Source organism: Pseudooceanicola nanhaiensis DSM 18065, from assembly GCF_000688295.1.
Lineage (GTDB): Bacteria > Pseudomonadota > Alphaproteobacteria > Rhodobacterales > Rhodobacteraceae > Pseudooceanicola > Pseudooceanicola nanhaiensis.
Genome location: NZ_JHZF01000019.1, coordinates 104162 through 121236, shown reverse-complemented (window position 1 = coordinate 121236; position 17075 = coordinate 104162). Strand labels below are relative to the sequence as shown.

22 protein-coding genes are annotated in these 17075 nt (G+C 61.1%); 12 read left to right on the top strand and 10 right to left on the bottom strand.

Annotated features, from left to right (window positions below; translation table 11 throughout):
- The 7 genes from Q344_RS0122065 to Q344_RS0122040 form a co-directional block, all read right to left on the bottom strand.
- Positions 1-233: transposase (locus tag Q344_RS0122065; protein WP_028288646.1), on the bottom strand; the 233-nt coding region annotated here is incomplete at its 3' end.
- 435 nt (positions 234-668) lie between these two features.
- On the bottom strand, positions 669-1364 hold the full coding sequence (locus Q344_RS25870) for a hypothetical protein (protein ID WP_223229251.1): 696 nt from the start codon (positions 1362-1364) through the stop codon (positions 669-671).
- Positions 1365-1717: 353 nt separating this feature from the next.
- Positions 1718-2029, bottom strand: coding sequence for a SpoIIAA family protein (locus Q344_RS0122060; protein WP_007803481.1), 312 nt, complete (start codon positions 2027-2029; stop codon positions 1718-1720).
- Positions 2001-2966 carry a cation diffusion facilitator family transporter gene (locus Q344_RS0122055; RefSeq protein WP_007803480.1) on the bottom strand — a complete coding sequence of 322 codons (966 nt, stop codon included), beginning with the start codon at positions 2964-2966 and terminating at the stop codon, positions 2001-2003. Before Q344_RS0122055 ends, Q344_RS0122060 begins: the two co-directional genes overlap by 29 nt.
- Positions 2956-3519 carry a transglutaminase-like domain-containing protein gene (locus Q344_RS0122050; RefSeq protein ID WP_007803479.1) on the bottom strand — a complete coding sequence of 188 codons (564 nt, stop codon included), beginning with the start codon at positions 3517-3519 and terminating at the stop codon, positions 2956-2958. Before Q344_RS0122050 ends, Q344_RS0122055 begins: the two co-directional genes overlap by 11 nt.
- A 69-nt stretch (positions 3520-3588) precedes the next feature.
- A complete protein-coding gene (locus Q344_RS0122045; protein WP_008327361.1) occupies positions 3589-4209 on the bottom strand; it encodes a cation efflux transmembrane domain-containing protein in 621 nt (206 codons plus the stop codon).
- Positions 4210-4291: 82 nt separating this feature from the next.
- The gene (locus Q344_RS0122040; RefSeq protein ID WP_007803476.1) at positions 4292-4720 is read right to left on the bottom strand and encodes a MerR family transcriptional regulator; all 429 of its coding nucleotides are present in this window, start codon (positions 4718-4720) and stop codon (positions 4292-4294) included.
- A gap of 213 nt (positions 4721-4933) precedes the next feature.
- Between Q344_RS0122040 and Q344_RS0122035 the strand changes: the two genes are divergently transcribed.
- From Q344_RS0122035 to lnt, 10 genes are read left to right on the top strand one after another with little or no spacing between them, the layout of a single operon-like run.
- The gene (locus Q344_RS0122035) at positions 4934-5500 is read left to right on the top strand and encodes an SCO family protein (protein ID WP_007803475.1); all 567 of its coding nucleotides are present in this window, start codon (positions 4934-4936) and stop codon (positions 5498-5500) included.
- Positions 5501-5505: 5 nt separating this feature from the next.
- Positions 5506-5928, top strand: coding sequence for a disulfide bond formation protein B (locus Q344_RS0122030; RefSeq protein ID WP_007803474.1), 423 nt, complete (start codon positions 5506-5508; stop codon positions 5926-5928).
- A complete protein-coding gene (locus Q344_RS0122025) occupies positions 5925-6584 on the top strand; it encodes a DsbA family protein (protein WP_028288645.1) in 660 nt (219 codons plus the stop codon). The genes Q344_RS0122030 and Q344_RS0122025 overlap by 4 nt, the downstream gene beginning before the upstream one ends.
- A 22-nt stretch (positions 6585-6606) precedes the next feature.
- The gene (locus tag Q344_RS0122020; RefSeq protein ID WP_008327335.1) at positions 6607-7077 is read left to right on the top strand and encodes a copper chaperone PCu(A)C; all 471 of its coding nucleotides are present in this window, start codon (positions 6607-6609) and stop codon (positions 7075-7077) included.
- Positions 7077-7703 (top strand): SCO family protein, encoded by a 627-nt coding sequence (locus tag Q344_RS0122015; RefSeq protein ID WP_007803468.1) that lies wholly within the window; start codon positions 7077-7079, stop codon positions 7701-7703. Before Q344_RS0122020 ends, Q344_RS0122015 begins: the two co-directional genes overlap by 1 nt.
- Positions 7700-9073 (top strand): M23 family metallopeptidase, encoded by a 1374-nt coding sequence (locus tag Q344_RS0122010; protein WP_007803467.1) that lies wholly within the window; start codon positions 7700-7702, stop codon positions 9071-9073. The genes Q344_RS0122015 and Q344_RS0122010 overlap by 4 nt, the downstream gene beginning before the upstream one ends.
- Before the next feature lie 3 nt (positions 9074-9076).
- Positions 9077-9535 carry a DUF411 domain-containing protein gene (locus Q344_RS0122005; RefSeq protein ID WP_007803465.1) on the top strand — a complete coding sequence of 153 codons (459 nt, stop codon included), beginning with the start codon at positions 9077-9079 and terminating at the stop codon, positions 9533-9535.
- A gap of 22 nt (positions 9536-9557) precedes the next feature.
- Positions 9558-10340 (top strand): ZIP family metal transporter, encoded by a 783-nt coding sequence (locus tag Q344_RS0122000; protein ID WP_007803463.1) that lies wholly within the window; start codon positions 9558-9560, stop codon positions 10338-10340.
- A gap of 4 nt (positions 10341-10344) precedes the next feature.
- Entirely contained in the window at positions 10345-10818 is a 474-nt protein-coding gene (gene lspA / locus Q344_RS0121995) for a signal peptidase II (RefSeq protein WP_007803461.1), read from the top strand.
- Complete coding sequence (gene lnt / locus Q344_RS0121990; RefSeq protein ID WP_009807490.1) at positions 10815-12386, top strand: apolipoprotein N-acyltransferase; 1572 nt, start codon at positions 10815-10817, stop codon at positions 12384-12386. The genes lspA and lnt overlap by 4 nt, the downstream gene beginning before the upstream one ends.
- 261 nt (positions 12387-12647) lie before the next feature.
- Here the strand turns inward: lnt and mntR are convergent, their stop codons facing one another.
- The gene (mntR, locus tag Q344_RS0121980) at positions 12648-13106 is read right to left on the bottom strand and encodes a manganese-binding transcriptional regulator MntR (protein ID WP_008327326.1); all 459 of its coding nucleotides are present in this window, start codon (positions 13104-13106) and stop codon (positions 12648-12650) included.
- 97 nt (positions 13107-13203) lie between these two features.
- Here mntR and Q344_RS0121975 point away from each other — a divergent pair, with 97 nt between their 5' ends.
- The gene (locus Q344_RS0121975; protein ID WP_012187175.1) at positions 13204-13479 is read left to right on the top strand and encodes a hypothetical protein; all 276 of its coding nucleotides are present in this window, start codon (positions 13204-13206) and stop codon (positions 13477-13479) included.
- Here the strand turns inward: Q344_RS0121975 and Q344_RS0121970 are convergent.
- On the bottom strand, positions 13473-15827 hold the full coding sequence (locus tag Q344_RS0121970) for a heavy metal translocating P-type ATPase (RefSeq protein WP_207287124.1): 2355 nt from the start codon (positions 15825-15827) through the stop codon (positions 13473-13475). The two genes, Q344_RS0121975 and Q344_RS0121970, sit on opposite strands and share 7 nt — an antisense overlap.
- A gap of 177 nt (positions 15828-16004) precedes the next feature.
- On the opposite strand from Q344_RS0121970, the gene Q344_RS25865 reads away from it, so the two are divergent.
- Positions 16005-16292, top strand: a complete 288-nt coding sequence (locus Q344_RS25865; RefSeq protein ID WP_369817429.1) for a hypothetical protein — start codon at positions 16005-16007, stop codon at positions 16290-16292.
- A gap of 47 nt (positions 16293-16339) precedes the next feature.
- Here Q344_RS25865 and Q344_RS0121965 read toward each other — a convergent pair whose 3' ends face one another.
- Positions 16340-17005 (bottom strand): L,D-transpeptidase, encoded by a 666-nt coding sequence (locus Q344_RS0121965; protein WP_007803448.1) that lies wholly within the window; start codon positions 17003-17005, stop codon positions 16340-16342.
- Between the last annotated feature and the right edge of the window lie 70 nt (positions 17006-17075).

Sequence of the window (17075 nt, the reverse complement as noted above, 5' to 3'; positions counted from 1 at the left end):
TCCGGGCACGAATTAAAATCCACTGGCAGGAAAACGGCCCCGCGATCCGGCGACCATAGGCCCTTCTTCTTCAGATCACGCCGCCAGCCGTAGATCTGGGACCGCGTGATCTCGTGGCGCTGCGCGACCTGCGTCACCGACACCCCGCCGACGCCGACTTCCGACAGGATCTCCAGCTTCTCATCTTCGCTCCACCGTCGGCGCCGTTCGACACCCAGAACCTCGCCCAGCATGGCTCCTCCGAATAAAACACGTGCATAACGACGTCGTTATGCACGTGTCTTACCTCGGAACCCCAGCCTCAGGCAGGCGGCCACAATCGGTCGGTTACCCTTGTTGCCATTGAGATTGCACTGATCGCGGCGCTGATCTCGTTTCCTCAGCTTATCACTTGGCTGCCCGAAATGGCCCTTGGGGATGCCGATGCGCCGCAATTGATACAGCGGTGAGTGATGTAGCCTGCAGCGGGGGAAAGCATTCCCTTGTGGGTTCTCTAGGTTTAACCGTTTTTTCGGATTGAGCTGAAGCGGCCACTGGCGCAGCCGCAGCGAAATGGTGCTTAGTCCGCTCTCCGGACAAACGCACCGAAAGCAGCGAAGGGCCGGTATTTGAACAACTCAGCACGCTAAAATTCTCGCAGCATGATGGCAAAGCTGTCTTTGTCAGCGCTAGTAGTTCACCTGTTCGAAGCCGTAGTTGCCCTCATAGTCACGCCAATCGACGAAGACAGATCGGTGATAGATACCCGGGCAATTCTGGCCCCAACGTTCAAGTCCCACATGGGCCTCGGGCAGGGCAGTTATGGAAGATCGCTGCCATGAGAAATCGCCTTGGGTCCCGTAGGTGCCGAGGACCACGGTCGCGCTTCGGTTACAATCCCCATCGCGCCCGGACTCGTGCTGTCGTGCATACCGTACATCGAAGACGCGGATGGACCGCACGAAATTGAACTCTGGCCCGCTGATATCGATGTCCGCGCGGTCCTGAACAAGCCGAAGGGTGAAGTCTGTGGGAACGAGATTATCTACTGGCAAGGATTGGAGCGGTCGACGGTTGTCGGTCCGGTACAAGGCTTCAATTATGCGGTCAGCGTTGTTTGATTGCCGATCGCTCTCATAGGACGCGCCCATGGGACAGCGCCAGATTTGCAGCGGCGGTTCCACTGGCCAAGGCGTAATCCGCCGGATGAACTCGGCGCGGGCTCGGGCGCAAGGGACGGAAGCGGGCCAGCCGCCAGACAGGCACAAGAGGATCGCGCAATCGATCGGGTAGGTCTGCGCGCGGGCGGGTGCCGGCAGCGAAAAGCTTGTCGCGGCCAAAGCGACTGCGACCGAGGGGAGGAGCTTCTTGAGTAAATGGCGCATACTGGGGGACCTCCGTGAGAGGAGTTCAGCATACATACGATAATATACTATCGCAACGCAAAATATAAAGCCGCATAATGAAGTTTATGTTAACCAACTGGCGCCCTGAGCCGCTAAAACATTACGATTTGATAATGCCCCGGCAAGGGCAGTGCCACCGTACCAAAGTTACTCCTTTGCGAAAGGAGCGACCATGTTCAGAACTTTCGGATTGCTCTTGGGTCTCGCAACTGCTGTAGTTCTTTTGTTTATGGTTTCGAACAGATGCTGTCTTCTGCGAAGGCATCTGATTGAAAGCTACTCTACCTTTCACTTGCCCAGGCGATTGCCGCCTTCATTTCCGCCGGGTCGAACTAACGGAGTTCTGCCGTGGTCAGCACGTCGGCGAACCTGGTTCCCCACTCCAACAAAGCCCCTTCGCCCACCACAGCGACGCGGCGGAAGTCATTCCTATGGGCTGTGTCGATTTTCAGATCTTCGAGCAGAGCGGACGGCCCATCGTAGCCTTCGAACCTCGTGAGATCGAGAACCAGGCCGGGCTTACTTGTCTCTTGCAGGCGCTCATGAAGCAGGGCGTGCATCCGTTTCAGGTCGCTTTCGCTGAGCTTGCCCTCGCAGGCGAGGCCAATCGTGTCGTCATGAGCTGTCAGTGTCTCGGTGAACATGGTTTTCCTCCTCTTTTTCCGGTTTGCCGTGACCGTAGAGGTCAGCGTTTTCGTGTGCGCGGTCTTCGTGCTCAAATTCCAGACTCGAATGACCGATGCTGAAATCGTCCTTCAGCCGGTCCTTGATCGCGGCCTTGATCTTTTCGATTTGACCCCAGCCGTCCGCTGTCAGCACGACGTGGCAGTCCAGAGCCGCCTCGTGCTCCTGCATCTGCCACAGATGCACGTGATGAACGTCCGCGACACCATCCACACCCCGCATCGCCTGAACGACGGTTTCATTATCGATGTCCGGTGGACTGCCGAGCATCAGCGTCCGAATCGGACCGCCGATCTCGGTAAATGCGAGGTAGAGGATGTAGAGAGCGATGCCGATGGTGATCGCCGGGTCGACCCACCGCATGTTGTAGAGGAGGATGAGCGAGCCGCCGATGATGACCGCCACGGAGGCCAAAGCGTCCGATAGGTTGTGCAGGAAGAGCGCACGGATGTTCACGCTGCCTTTCTGCATCGAATAGGTGAGCAGCGCCGTCAACGTGTCGACGACCAGTGCCACACCGCCCAGGATCACCACCGTCCAGCCCTGTACCTCTGGTGGGTCGATCATGCGCATGCCACCCTCGTAGATCAGGTAGAAGCCGATCAGGATAAGTGTCGTGTAGTTGATGAGCGCTGCGACGATTTCTACCCGCCCATAGCCGAAGGTCATGCGCTTGTCCGCCGGGCGGCGAGCGATCTTACGCGCGAAGAAGGCGATCACCAGCGACGCCATGTCCGAGAAATTGTGGAGGGCATCCGCGATCAGCGCGAGGCTGCCGGAAAGGATCCCGCCGACGATCTGCGCGACCGTCAGGAGGCCGTTGGCCCAGATGGCGATGGAGACGCGACGATCACCGGATTGAGGATCGATGTGGGCGTGGCCGTGATCATGCGGCACGGTTCGTCTCCTCATGGCGGTGGTTCGGCCGATCGAATCCGGGGACCGGCGGCAAGATTCCGCGGCGGATGCGGCGAACCCTGGCATTCATCCAGTGACGGATGACGTGGCGATAGAGCAAGTCGCGCACAAATCCGAAGTTCTGGCGGTGATTGACCCATCCGTCGCCCAAGTCCACCTCTACCCAGGAGTGGAGGATTTCGGACGGCGCGAGGGGATAGACGAGTTCCGGAACGACGCCTCTCTGAAGCGCCTTGTGGATTGTGAACCCGTGCAGTCGGCAGCGAACTCCCACGCCACGCAGCAGGGCCATGAGGAGCGTGCCCTTGGTGTTGCACTGCCCGTGGCCATCTGCGAGGACCTCGGACGCCGGAATGTCGTCGGCGCGGTTGTAGCCGAAGGTAATCTCGTTCCTGACGAAATCGTAGATGGCCCCAATTCGGTCGTCGCTGGGAAGGTCTGCCCAGCCGCGCTCCTCGATCAGTTTTGCAATTGAGGTCGCGTCAAAATCCAGCAGCCGGGTTTTGGCCAAATGAGGGTCGGCGGGGTTCACGGGATACCTCCTCGAATCGTTCACGAGAATATGTAGTTGCTACAGTCACTGTAGCTTCAAGCCCCGATTTCAGGCCGAGTCCTTGGTTACCTGATCGTCATTGTGCACCGCCTTGTGGTGTTCACCATGCGCGTCTCTCAGGATTCCGACGCCACCCCAGGCCGCGATGCCGGCGACAATCACGCCCACGACAAGGTCCGGCCAATTCGTTCCGAGCCAGGCTACGAGCCCGCCTGCGACGACGATTCCGAGATTGGCCGCGAAGTCGTTCCAGCTGAACGTATTCGCCGCTCGGATGTTTACGTCTGGATCGCGAAGCCGTGCCAGCAGCCAGACGCAAAGTGCGTTGATGGCCGCCGCTACCAGCGCCATGACAATCATGATCGTGCCAAGAGGATCCGATCCGCCGACGTAGCGGCGCCACGCGTCATACAGGATTCCAAGGGCGAAGAGGATCAGCAGGCCGCCCGAAACGTTCGCCGCTCCGCGCTTCCACTTGGCGGAGCGGGACAGCGCGAAGAGGCTGATCGCGTAGACGAAACTGTCCGACAGATTGTCGAGGCCATTGGCGATAAGCGCGCTTGACTCGCCGAATGCGCCCGAGGCGAAGAAAGCGACTGCCAGCCCGATGTTGAGACCCAGCACGATCCAGAGTGTGCGTCTTTCCGTTGCGTTTCTCTGCTCCGCCATGCCGGGTATCCAAATTAGTGAATTGCCAATGAGTAACTAACACCGGGCTTTTTGCGTTCCGATCAAAGGTCGTCGAAATTGCTCAGGCGCCGATCTCTTCATGGTCGGTCAGGCATTCGGAATGGTCGCGCAGTACCTCGAGCACACGGCAATCAGAAGTCTGTCCGCCGCTGCACTCATGCACCATCCGCTTCAATTCCGTCCGCAGCGCCTCGAGCCGCGCCAATCGTTGCTCGACCTGTTTGAGTTGCCGACGGGCTATTGCATCCGCCTCAGCGCAGGACTTTCCCGGATGATCGCTGAGATCGAGGAGCTCACGGATCGCGTCCAACGAGAACCCCAGTTGCCGTGCGTGCCGGACGAATGACAAGCGGTCGAGTTCGGCGTCGCCATAGCGTCGTTGGCCCCCCTCGGTCCTGCCGGGCTCAGGCATAAGTCCGATCTGCTCGTAATACCGGATGGTCTGCACCTTTGTTCCGGTCTTCTTCGCCAGCGTCCCAATCGTCAGCATTTCCGCTCCCCACATTACCTACAGTGGGTGTAGCTTTATGCGGTGCGCATCACAAGCTTCACCCGAGTTTCACAGATCGGTGATTGTTGGCCGATCGATGACAATCACGCTTGAACCTACAGTAGCTAGAGGATGTAAACGCACACAAAATATAGAATCAGGTTCGGGCGGAGCGGCGTGAGGCTTTCAGGTCTTCAGAAGGTATTGTGGGTGTTGGCGGGCGCGGCGGCGTTCGTTTTCATCTGGCTGTTGCTATGGTCCGACTACCGTGCCGATCTTGCCCGCACCGAGAGTGAACCACCGTTTCTTGCTGATTTCGAACTGACCGATCATCGCGGCATGGTCCAAACGGACGAAGATTTCGCAGGGCGCTGGATGCTGGTCTTCTTTGGCTTCACCAATTGCCCCGACGTCTGTCCGACAACACTGTCCGAAGTCGCGGCCGTGATGGAGGGCCTGGGCGATGAGGCAGCAATGGTTCAGCCGATTTTCATAACGATTGATCCGGAGCGGGATACGCCGACTGCACTTGCCGAGTATGTGCCCCTGTTCGACGCAGGGATCATCGGGCTGACCGGTACACCGGAGCAGATCGCCGCGACATCCGAAACCTTTCCGATATTCTTTGAGCGGATCGAGCAGGCGACTGCGCCGGGCGGATACACGATGGGTCACACGTCGCATCTTTTCCTTTTCGACACGCAAGCAGGCTTCGCGGACTCCTGGCCCTACGGCACGCCCGCCGAAGAGATCCTCGCCGATCTGAGACAGAGGATCTGATCGTCATGACCCGACTTTCCGGAGAGACGGCCCTTGGCCTGGCCTGGATCATCGCGCTCACCGCGTCGCTTGCCGTGCTCTTCATCGGCGAGGTTCTGGGGCAGACACCTTGCGTGCTCTGCTGGTTCCAGCGTGCCTTCATGTTCCCCTTGGCCATCATCCTCGGGCTTGGGCTGTGGTGGCAGGATCGGCGCGTGGGTCGCTACGGGATCGCGCTGGCTTTGGGCGGTGCCGCCGTCGCGCTTTGGCACTTGGGCCTCTATGTCGGCGTTATCCCCGAGCGTATCCAGCCCTGCACGGCGACCGGCCCATCCTGTACCGACGACAATCAACTGGTCTTCGGCATTCCGATTCCTTTGATGGCGCTCGTCGCCTTCGCGATGATCGGTCTGCTGTCGGCTCTCTCACTGAAGGAAACACAAAAATGAAACGACGCGGCCTCATCCTGTCCGTTCTCGCGCTCGGGGTCGCCGGTTTCGGCGGTGCCGCCTGGTATGCCACCCGCCCCGACCCGATTGCCGCGTCCGATCCCATCGACCCTGAAATGGCCGACGCGCTGATCCGACCCTATTCCCCGATCCTCGGGCCCGAGGATGCGCCCGTAACCATCGTTGAATTCTTCGACCCGGCCTGCGAGGCATGCCGCGCTTTCTATCCGGTCGTCGAGGATATCATGGCGGAGCACGGAGACGCGGTGCGCGTTGTAAGCCGCTATACGCCTTTTCACGGCGAGGCGTCGGTAGAAGCGATCCGTGTGCTCGAGGCGGCGCGCATGCAGGACGTGTTTGAACCTGTGCTCGAGGCAGTCTTGCGAGAGCAGCCCAGATGGGCGTCTCACGGGACCCCGGCACCCGGATTGATCCTTGAGATTGCAGCAAGCGGAGGTCTGGATGTCGAAGCTGCCCGGACACAGATGCTGGCCCCCGGTGTTGTGGCGGTGCTCAACCAGGACCGCGCCGATGTCGAGACAGTCGGGGTCCGCCAAACGCCCACGTTCTTCGTGAACGGCAAGCCTCTCGATCCGTTCGGTGAGGCCGAATTGCAGAGGCTGGTGGCAGTGGAAGTTGCGGCAAGCCAAAGCTGATTTGCGGAGGCAGGAGAAACGAGTGGTGAAGAAGTTGAGATATACCAATGCATTGGCCGTGCTTTTGACGGTTGCAGGGCTGTCGGCCCCCGCACTGGCCGGTTCGGAGGATGTCGTGGTCGAGAATGCGTGGTCCCGCGCCTCGATCGGCGTCAACAGGCCAGGTGCCGCCTATATGACCGTGCGCAACACGGGTGAAGACGCCGTTACGCTGACCGGACTTGCGACACCGCTGGCAATGATGCCCGAGATCCATGAGTCGAAAACCAACTCCGATGGCGTCAGTTCCATGGCGCCTGCAGGCGAGATCACGATTGAGCCCGGCCAAAGCGTGGCATTGGAGCCGGGCGGGTTGCACGCCATGCTCATGAAGCTGCAAGAGCCGATGACCGAAGGCGAGAATTTCCCGCTGACACTGACCTTCTCGGATGGCGGCAAGGTGACGGTCGAGGTCCCAATCCTCGGAATCGCCGCGCGTGGACCGGAGGGCTGATGCAACGTCGGCAGCTCCTTCTATACGGCGCAGCCGGTGCCGGCGTTCTTGGCCTGACGCTCTTCGTGGGCTGGTGGCGGGTGGACGGGCCCGGTGCGCCTGAACCAAAAGGGCAGCGGCCCCTGCCCCTATCGGCGATGGAGTTCCGGCTGACCGACCACGAGGAAAATGAGGTAGGGCCTGGCAACCTGATCGGTCGTCCCACAATGGTGTTTTTCGGGTTCACCTACTGCCCGGACGTCTGCCCGACGACCCTATCGGATATTTCCGGCTGGCTTGAGGAACTGGGCGACGAAGCATCAGAGATGAACGTGGTCTTCATCACGGTCGACCCGGAGCGGGACACGGTCGAGGCCATGGCCGAATATGTCGGCTATTTTCATCCGGTCATTCGTGGCTGGACGGGGCCGGAAGACCAAATTGCCCGCGCTGCAGAAGGGTTTCGTGCCTCATTTGAGCGCGTCCCGACTGAGGGCGGCGGCTATACGATGAACCATACGGCAAGCGTATTCCTGTTCGATGCCGAGGGTGAGCTCGTCACCATGATCGACTATCACGAGCAAAGAGAATTCGCGGTGCCGAAGATCCAGCGCGCACTGACAGAAGACGTAGAGGGGGCAACATGAAGATAAGAACTGTCTTGGCGGCCGTTGCGGTCGCAGGCGCATTTTCGGTGACCGCCATCGCCATCTCTGGCGTTCTGTCCAAAGAACCGGTGCCCCCTGCGATTGCTGAAGCGACCCTCTGGACTCCCAATCCGCTTGCGCCGCCTCGGATTACCGAAACCAATTCGGTCCGCCCTACACTCGCCCAGGCGGATATCGCATTCGAGTTCAGACCCCGGCCGCTCCTGACCGTTTCCCCCGCTGATACCTCCTTGCCATCTATCGAGCCCCCGCTGGTCACCTGGTCGCGGGAGATTGCGTCCGGCGAGACGCTTGATGCGGTCCTTTCCGATGCGGGGCTGGATGCTTCGGATCGCGCCGAAATCGCCTTGGCGATTGGCACGGAATACGATCTGCGCCGTCTGCGTCCGGGTCACATCATTACGGTGGTTTCCACAACGGACGACAACCCGCGTCGTGTAGAGCTCGCCGTCGAAGACGGTGTCCGGATAGAGGCGGTCTTCGGCGAACAGCTTGCCGCCCGCGTGTTGGACCCGGATCCCGAATTGGTGACTTTCGCCGGCGAGGCGGTGATCGAGAGCTCGATTTTCGCCGCCCTGAACACGGCAGACATCCCCGCCCGTTTTGCGGTGGACCTGGCGCAGATGCTGGGCGGCACCGTGGATTTCCGTCGTGATCTTGCGGGTGGCGAGACGATGCGCCTCCTTTGGCGCGAGGCCCGAGACGGGAACAAGAGGATTGGTCAGCCCGAGCTTGCCTTTGCCGCACTGGATATCGATGGCTCGGTCTATGAAATCGTCTGGCCGAACGACGGCAGCGGCCAAGCGACGATCTATGTCGACGGAGAAGTCCTGCGCGTGTTTGCGCAACCGGTCGAAGGTGCACGGCTGAGTTCTGTGTTCGGGCGCCGCACCCATCCGGTCTACGGCAATGTACGGATGCACACAGGAGTCGACTTCGCGGCGGCGCGCGGCACGCCGGTACAGGCGACGGCGCCGGGCCGCGTTAGCTTCATCGGCCGACGCGGTGGGTATGGCCGGGTCGTCGAGATCGCTCATGGCTCCGACACCCTGACGCGCTATGCGCATCTGAGCGCCGTACCGGACGGGCTCACACAAGGGCAACGCGTGATGGCCGGAGATATGATCGGGCGGGTCGGTGCGACGGGTACCGCGACAGGCCCCAACCTACATTACGAAGTGCTGGTGGACGGTCGCCCAACCGACCCTCTCTCTGACGACCGATTGGCAGAGGCGGCCGAGCGTGAAGCGGACGACACGGCCGCGCTTGAGCGACTGCGTGAGGCGCGTTCACTTCTTGCTGAGAGGCTCGCCAGCGAATTTGCACAGACGACAACCGAAAGGCTTTGATCCATGAAACGATTTACTCCCGCCCTTGCCATCGCATTTGCCTTGCTTCCTGCGGCGCAGGCCGTCGCAGAGGCGATTCAGATCGACGTCCGGAAGACAAACGGCTGCGGCTGTTGCCTGTCCTGGATGAAGCACCTCGAGGAGAATGGCTTCGCGCCGATGGGCGAGGACATGTTCGGAGGATCTCTTGTGCGCTTCAAACTCGACAATGGCGTGCCGCAGCGCATGGTCTCCTGCCATACGGCTTTGGTCGACGGCTATGTGATCGAGGGCCACGTGCCGGCGGCTGACATCCAACGCCTGCTGGAGGACCGGCCAGACGCGGTAGGCCTGGCGGTGCCGGGAATGCCCTACGGGTCGCCCGGCATGGGACCGGAGGACGACCGGGAGGCTTACGATGTCTTCCTGATCCACGAAGACGGATCGACCGAGGTCTACACCAGCTACTCGGCTCCTGACTGAACTCGCGGCAGAACCTTAACAATTGGAACCCCTCTCCCCCATAGCGCTTGGCTTTCTTGGAAGCCTGGCCGCCGGATCGCTGACCGCGGTCGGGGCGGTCCCCGTTCTTTTTGGGCGCATCCCGTCCCGGGCCACGCGCGATCTGCTGCTTGGCTTCGCGGCGGGTGTCATGCTCGCGGCTTCGTTCTTCTCGCTGATCATCCCGGCTCTCGACGCAGCTGAAGGACAGTTCGACAACGGTGCTCTCCCGGCGGCCATCGTATGTGTTGCGATCCTGCTTGGCATGGGCGCGATCGCTCTGATGAACGAACGGCTACCGCATGAACATTTCAAGACGGGGCGGGAAGGTCCCGACGCCGCATCGCTGCGGCGCGTCTGGCTTTTCATCATCGCGATCACTATCCACAATTTTCCCGAAGGGCTTGCCGTCGGCGTCGGGTTCGGGGCTGACGGTTTGTCGGGCGGGTTGCCACTTGCGATCGGTATTGGATTACAGAATGCCCCCGAAGGTCTGGCGGTGGCGGTTTCGTTGCTCGGCGAGGGCTATTCCAGGCTTCGCGCCTGGGGCATCGCCGCTCTGACCGGTCTCGTCGAGCCCGTCGGTGGACTTCTCGGCGCAGGGATTATCAGTCTTTCGCAACCGCTGCTGCCCTGGGGTCTCGCCTTCGCAGCAGGTGCGATGCTCTACGTCATCAGCCACGAGATCATTCCGGAAACCCACCGATCCGGCCATCAGAACAGGGCGACGCTCGGCCTCGCCGTTGGTCTTGTGATCATGTTGTTCCTCGACGTCTGGCTGGGATAAGCTGATGAGAACTTGCCTCTTCGTCGGTCTGCTTGCTGCGCTGATCGCCTTTCTTGTCGATCAGGCAACGAAGGCAATCGTTGTGTCCAATGCGACTGTTCTTAGTTCCGGCGTATCGGTCTTTCCCGGCTTCAATCTCATCTACCTGCGCAATGACGGAGTGACCTTCGGGCTTCTCGGCGGCGCGCCGTGGTGGAGCCTTGTCTTACTGGCGCTTGGCATCTGCGTCTGGCTGGCGTTCATGCTGGTCCGTACCAGCAGCCGGGTCGAGGCCATTGCCTATGGTGCGATCATCGGCGGTGCACTCGGCAATATTCTGGACCGCCTGCGCTATCGTGCGGTGACGGATTTCCTCGATTTCTACATCGGGACGGCGCACTGGCCTGCCTTCAACATGGCCGATGTTTTTGTGGTTGGCGGCGTGATGCTGCTGCTCATTGCGCCGTGGGTTGGCGCTCGACTTCAGACCGATTCATGAAGCCGGGATTGCCGCAGTTCGTTAGTGAGGACCTGAACCTGTTCCAGCGCATGGGTCTTGCCCTTGCTGCCGGCGGATTGACGGTTTTGACTCTTCCGCCGTTTTCTTGGCTCATCGCGGTCCCTGTCGCCTTCTCCGTGCTCTTTATCGTTCTCCGGAACATCTCAACCTCGCGCGCTTTCCTTGTCGGTTGGGCTTTCGGACTGGGCCAATTCGGGATTGGAATTTCCTGGATCGCCGAGAGCTTTTACGTCGATGCCGAACGTTTCGGCGCACTGGCGATTCCGGCGGTCGCGGGTCTGTCCGCCGGACTTGCCATCTTCCCGGGCATGGCGGCGATGCTTTTTGCCGCCATCATGCAGCGCCGAGCTGTCGGCGGCATTGCGGCGGGCCTGCTGTTTGCAACCTGCTGGGTGGCCACGGAATGGCTGCGGGGTCATGTCCTGACAGGGTTTCCCTGGAACCTTGCCGCTTATGCCCTTGTCGACTATGCCGCCCTGCGCCAACCCGCCGCCTGGGTCGGAAGCTACGGTTTGGGCTTTCTCACGGTCTTCATCGGCATATTGCCAGGTGTGTTGACTGTGGCGGCGCCAAAGAGACGCGCGCCTGTTCTCGTGCTCTTCGCCGTTGCTGTGGCGGGTTTCTGGGTTGGCGGTGCGCTTCGGTCAGGGCAGGACGTGCCGCCGACAGACGTTGCTTTGCGCATCGTCCAAGGCAATGTGCCACAAGTCGAGAAGTGGGTACCGGGCAGCCGCCAGCGAACCTTGGAAAAATACCTGGGCTTGTCCGCGCAACCCGGACGTTTCGATTTGCTGCTTTGGCCGGAAACGGCCTTCCCCGGCTTTCTGGACGAAGATGCTGCGGCACGCGCGCGGATATCTGCAGCTTTGCCAGACGGCAGGATCCTACTGACAGGTGCGCCTGACCGAGTGGAGGGCGATGGGGGAACCAGATATTTCAACACGGTTCAGGCCTATGACGGCAGCGGCGAGGTTCTGACGGGGTATGCAAAACATCATCTTGTTCCGTTCGGGGAATATGTGCCCCTGAAAGGCTGGCTGCCCATCGAGCGGCTGACCGAAGGGTTGGGCGATTTCACGCCGGGACCAGGGCCGCGCACGCTGGCGATCCCTGGCGCGCCTCTGGTCGCGGTGGCGATCTGTTACGAGATCATCTTTCCGGGCCACGTGGTCGATGACCTTTTCCGCCCCGACTGGATATTCAACGCCACAAATGATGCCTGGTTCGGAACCAGCATCGGACCCGAGCAGCACCTCGCCTCCGCGCGGATGCGCGCGGTCGAGGAGGGACTTCCCGTGGTCCGGGCGGCCAACACTGGGATATCCGCGATCATCGACGCCAATGGAAATGTCGTCGCGCGTCTTGATACCGGGGAAACAGGCACCATTGATGCCGGCCTGCCGGGCGCGCGTACTCCAACGCCCTATGCGCGGTTCGGCGACTGGACCTTGTTGGTTCTTGTTTTTGGGTGCTGGGTCTTCGGCTGGCTGGCCAGTTTGCTCGGACGAGATCCCGATGCGCGGCATTTTGGAACGGAGGTATCCTGATGCTTGTGATCGTGAGCGCTATCGGAGGCGCGATCTGGGGTGGCTATCTGGCACGACGGAGGAGGGGGAATCACCTATATATCCTCCAATATGCGGTAGCGTCTGCGATCGCCTTCGGACTTGTCGCCCTGTTTGCAACCATCGTGCTGTCGCGGGTTCTCGGCTAGCGAGCTTCGAAATTGCGCAAACGTGTCAGCGGCTTGAAGACCTGATAGCTCGAGGTCCCGATAGAGAATCGCGCGAATGTGCATCTAGGCGAGCTCATTTCTGATTGAGCCGTCGCTCGAACGCCTCCAATGTCGTCCCGCTGACGTGATGCTCGATCCCTTCCGCATCGCGTTCCGCGGTCTCTTCGTCGATTCCCAGGCTCAGAAGAAAGGCGACGACGACCCTGTGGCGGCGTCGACAGATCTCCGCGAGGTCCTGCCCGGCATCGGTGAGGAATATCGCGCGGTATGGCTCCCGCCGGACCAGACCAGCAGCCTTGAGCCGCGAGATGTTCTTGGTCACGGTCGGCGGCTTCACGCCAAGCCGCTCGGCGATCTCGACCGGTCTGGCCTCCCCGCGCGTCTCGATCAGTTCCGCGATCAGTTCGACGTAATCCTCCGCCATCTCGCTTTCATGTGCCTGACGCACGGTCGCAAAGCCATCGGCCTGCGCCTCGGGAGCCCGGTCGACCGCTTCGAATGGCTCACGCCCTTGTGATTGTAGCTTTGTCATACTCGGGACTTTGCAGCGAAACAGCGGGATTGACAACTTGTTTGCTTCGGGTAGATAAGTTAGCCATGTCTAACTTTTTACTTTGGAGGCCGTGGTGATGCGAAATATTATGAGAGTGCTGCTCGCCACACTCGCAAGTGCGCTCCTCCTGTCCGGACCTGTCGCCGCGACGCCGGCCAAGGAGGCGCCTTGGCTTCCCGAGGCAGCGGCCTACCGTCTGACGCTCTTTCTTGGAAATCTCGAGCCTCTGCCCTGGGACGACATCGAGACCGCCTGGACGGAACCCTACCGGGGTTCGGAATTCTCTGTCGGGGCGCTGGCGTGGCTGGACCGCAAAAGCGATATCGAGCTACCGAAACCGCCGGATCAATGACCGTGCGCCAGTGCTCCTTTCGCCATCTGCTCGCCCACCGGTTCTCCGCCTGAAGGCCCGGCCTCAACCTGATGGCCGTTCAGGAGCCGAAGTGCGTTGGCGACCACCAGCAGAGACACGCCTACATCCGCAGCAATGGCGCCCCACATTGAGGCCATACCGAACGCGGTCAGCCCGACGAACAGCGCCTTGGTCGCCAGCGATATGCCGATATTCTGGTGGATGATCGTCATGGCACGGCGCGAATGGCCGATAAGCCAGGGTACCTTGCCGATGTCGTCGGTCATCAGCGCGATGTCGGCCGTCTCGATCGCGGCATCCGATCCGACAGCGCCCATGGCGATGGCATAATGCGCCCGCGCCATGGCCGGTGCGTCATTCACACCGTCGCCGATCATCGCCACCATGTCGTGGCTTTCGACGAGTTCCTCAATGGCCGTCACCTTGTCTTCTGGCAAAAGTTCGGCGCGCACCTCGTCGATGCCGACTTCGGCTGCCACCGCGCGCGCGGTGCGTTCGTTGTCGCCCGTCAACATCACGATGGTCTTCACACCCTGCGCATGCAGACGCGCAACGATCCCCTTTGCATCTGGGCGGATGCGGTCGCGAAGCTCCAGTACGCCGGTCACGCCGGTCTCGTCACCCACGGCAACGAGGGTGCTCCCTGCCCCTTCGATCCGATCCCGCAGATCCGCCGGAATGGCATTGCCGAACCCCTTCTCTTCGGCGAAGCGATCCGAGCCGAGCCAGATAGCGCGCCCGTCGGCGCGTCCTTCCAGACCGCGCCCGGGCACGGTACGGGTGTCCTCTGCGGCAGACACGGAAACACCATCGGCTTCGGCGCGCGAGAGGATGGCGCGTGCCAGCGGGTGTGAAGACCGCGCCTCCAGGCTTGCTGCCAGCGCCATGAGATCGCGTGCGGAAACGCCGACCAGTGGGTGAACCGCCGCCACCTCAGGCTCGCCCATGGTGATCGTCCCGGTCTTGTCCATCGCCAGTGCCGTGGTCCGCCCCGGCGCCTCGACATAGGCGCCGCCCTTGATGAGCACCCCCGCCCGTGCCGACGCGGTCAGCGCTGCCACGATGGAGACCGGCGTAGAAATGACCAGCGCGCAAGGACATGCGATGACCAGAAGGACCAGAGCATTGTAGAACCAGTAGTCCCAGGCGCCGCCGAGCAGCAGTGGCGGCACCAGCGCGATGGCGATCGCCAAAGCCATCACGATGGGTGTGTAGATGCGCGCGAACTTGGCCACCCACTGTTCGACCGGCGCGCGGCGGGCATGGGCATCGCCCACCATGCGAATGATTTTCGCGAGCACCGTGTCCGAGGCGGCCTTCGTCGCCCGCACCGTCAGTGTGCCCTCGCCGTTGATCGTGCCGGCATAGACCTCGTCGCCTGGTTCCTTGGGCACTAGCGCGCTTTCCCCAGTAATTGGGGCCTGATCGACGGCCCCTGCCCCGTCCACGACCTCACCGTCGAGGGGGATCCGGTCGCCGCCGCGCACGATAAACCTTGCATTGACTGCCACGGCCGCGGCCGGAACGTCGGATTCAGATCCGTCGTCGTAAAGAACCCGCGCCGTTGGCGGCGCCAGATCGAGGAGCGCGGAAACCGCATTACGCGCCCGCCCCACGCTCCAGCTCTCAAGATAAAGCGAAAGCGAGAAGAAGAAGGCGACCGTCGCGGCCTCAAAAAACTCGCCGAGGCCGATGGCGCCCGCGACGGCCACCACCATGAGCAGGTTCATGTCGGGGCTAAGCCTCCGCGCCGAAGACCAGGCCTTGGGCGCGACAAGCCAGACGCCAAAAAGAATCGCGACGGCGAAGATCCCTGCTTCCACCATAGGCATAGGCACCTCGCCATGGCCCGCAAAGAGCCCGAGCGCGCCGCCCATGCCGGTCTCGACAATGTGAAAAAGGAATCCCGCCGCCCAGAAGCCGCCGCTCAACGAGGTAAAGCGCTTCTGACGTGCCAGATGCGCCGCCTGGTCCTCTGCTGCGTTGTCGGCATCCCATGGCTTGGCGCTCATGCCGGTCGTTGCGACCAACTGCGTGACTTCGTCGTCTGGTATCCTCTCGGCGCTATCGAGGATGGTCATTCGCCCGTTGATCACGTCGAATGCCAGGTGTTCGGTTCCGCCCACTTTCGGCCCGACAACCCGGTTCAGGATCGCCACCTCTTCGGCGCAATCGAGCCCGGAGACCTGAAAGCTCCTTCCGCCAGACGGCGCTGGCGCCGTGGACGCGACGTCCTTGCTGGCGTCGCAACAGGAGTTGCCTCTTGGGTCAGAATGCTCTTGATCACCCGGATGGCCGTGATCGTTGCGGTTGCCGTCGGAAGACATGGATTGACCTCAGGATTCATTGATTCCACATTGACATAGCCCCTACAGTAACTAGAGCTTCAAGGGCAACAAGTGGATATTCGTCCAGCAAGAAAGGCGCCCTGCGGAGGCTTGAAGCTAGCCGCCCCCTTGAAACGACGCGGTTGGAGCAACGCTTGCCGGTACGAAGCGATCAGAATGAGTGAGGTAGACATGCAGAAACGAAACGCGCCGATTATCGCAGCGACATTGGTGCTTGCTGGCTGCGCGGTGCCAACGCTGGACGACGGCGGCGCTCGCAACGAAGTGGGAAGTGTTCCCGAGGCCGTCATTGCCCTTGCTGCGCCTGGTCAGGATCTCACCACGGCGCGGCTTCGTCCCGAGGATGGCTGTTATTGGTATGAACACAGCGGTCCGGTGGAAAACACCTTGGTTCCGCTACGCTCGGCAGGTGGCAACCCCATCTGCACTTCGCGCCAGTCCTGATCAGCCCATAGATGCGTCAAGCCCACGCGTAACACATGATGCGCCAGTCAACTTCTCGGGGTGACGCTGTCTTCCGCCGAGTACAGGAATGCCGTCGAGCCAATCTCGACGTTGGGATAGAGATCATTGATGTGTGCCATGACCATTCGGACGCAGCCGGAACTCGCACGGCCGCCAATGCTTCTTGGATACGGTGTCCCGTGAATCCTTAGATAGGTGTCTCGGTCGCCGACGAAGAGATAGAGGGCTCGCGATCCGAGCGCGTTTTCAGGTCCGGGTTCCATACCGTCAGCGATATCGGCGTAAAGCTCTGGGTCGCGGTCGATCATGTTTTGTGTCGGCTGCCAATGCGGCCACCTGACCTTGCGCTTGATCGTATAGGTGCCCGGTTCGTAAAGTTTACCGCGCGCGATCGCCACGCCATAGCGCATCGCCGTGCCGCCTTCTTCGATGTGGTAGAGATAGCGCGCAACAGCATCGACATGGATATCACCGGGTACAAGTCCGTCCTTCGCGAGGACCCGCTGTGGCAGGAAGCGAGGGTGAAGGCCCCAAGGGTTGGACGTGGCCGGGTCGTAGCCGGGAGGTGTAACCTGTGCGTCCCAAGCTGCCTTCTGCGCATCGGTAGGCCACGTGTCTGCAAGGAGCGGGCTGGATATCGATGCCGAAAACAGCGCGGTGGTCGTCTGGATGAAATGTCGTCTTGTCAGCATATAGATTGCTCCGTTCACGCATTGGACGGCAAACCGAACCTTACCCCGAACGCAGTGTTGTTCGCCCGGG

Coding starts and splice junctions, on each gene's coding strand:
- Q344_RS25870 (WP_223229251.1), bottom strand. CDS start 1,364: ATGCGCCATTTACTCAAGAAGCTCCTCCCCTCGGTCGCAGTCGCTTTG.
- Q344_RS0122060 (WP_007803481.1), bottom strand. CDS start 2,029: ATGTTCACCGAGACACTGACAGCTCATGACGACACGATTGGCCTCGCC.
- Q344_RS0122045 (WP_008327361.1), bottom strand. CDS start 4,209: ATGGCGGAGCAGAGAAACGCAACGGAAAGACGCACACTCTGGATCGTG.
- Q344_RS0122040 (WP_007803476.1), bottom strand. CDS start 4,720: ATGCTGACGATTGGGACGCTGGCGAAGAAGACCGGAACAAAGGTGCAG.
- Q344_RS0122030 (WP_007803474.1), top strand. CDS start 5,506: ATGACCCGACTTTCCGGAGAGACGGCCCTTGGCCTGGCCTGGATCATC.
- Q344_RS0122025 (WP_028288645.1), top strand. CDS start 5,925: ATGAAACGACGCGGCCTCATCCTGTCCGTTCTCGCGCTCGGGGTCGCC.
- Q344_RS0122015 (WP_007803468.1), top strand. CDS start 7,077: ATGCAACGTCGGCAGCTCCTTCTATACGGCGCAGCCGGTGCCGGCGTT.
- Q344_RS0122010 (WP_007803467.1), top strand. CDS start 7,700: ATGAAGATAAGAACTGTCTTGGCGGCCGTTGCGGTCGCAGGCGCATTT.
- Q344_RS0122005 (WP_007803465.1), top strand. CDS start 9,077: ATGAAACGATTTACTCCCGCCCTTGCCATCGCATTTGCCTTGCTTCCT.
- lspA (WP_007803461.1), top strand. CDS start 10,345: ATGAGAACTTGCCTCTTCGTCGGTCTGCTTGCTGCGCTGATCGCCTTT.
- lnt (WP_009807490.1), top strand. CDS start 10,815: ATGAAGCCGGGATTGCCGCAGTTCGTTAGTGAGGACCTGAACCTGTTC.
- mntR (WP_008327326.1), bottom strand. CDS start 13,106: ATGACAAAGCTACAATCACAAGGGCGTGAGCCATTCGAAGCGGTCGAC.
- Q344_RS0121975 (WP_012187175.1), top strand. CDS start 13,204: ATGCGAAATATTATGAGAGTGCTGCTCGCCACACTCGCAAGTGCGCTC.
- Q344_RS0121970 (WP_207287124.1), bottom strand. CDS start 15,827: ATGTCTTCCGACGGCAACCGCAACGATCACGGCCATCCGGGTGATCAA.
- Q344_RS25865 (WP_369817429.1), top strand. CDS start 16,005: ATGAGTGAGGTAGACATGCAGAAACGAAACGCGCCGATTATCGCAGCG.
- Q344_RS0121965 (WP_007803448.1), bottom strand. CDS start 17,005: ATGCTGACAAGACGACATTTCATCCAGACGACCACCGCGCTGTTTTCG.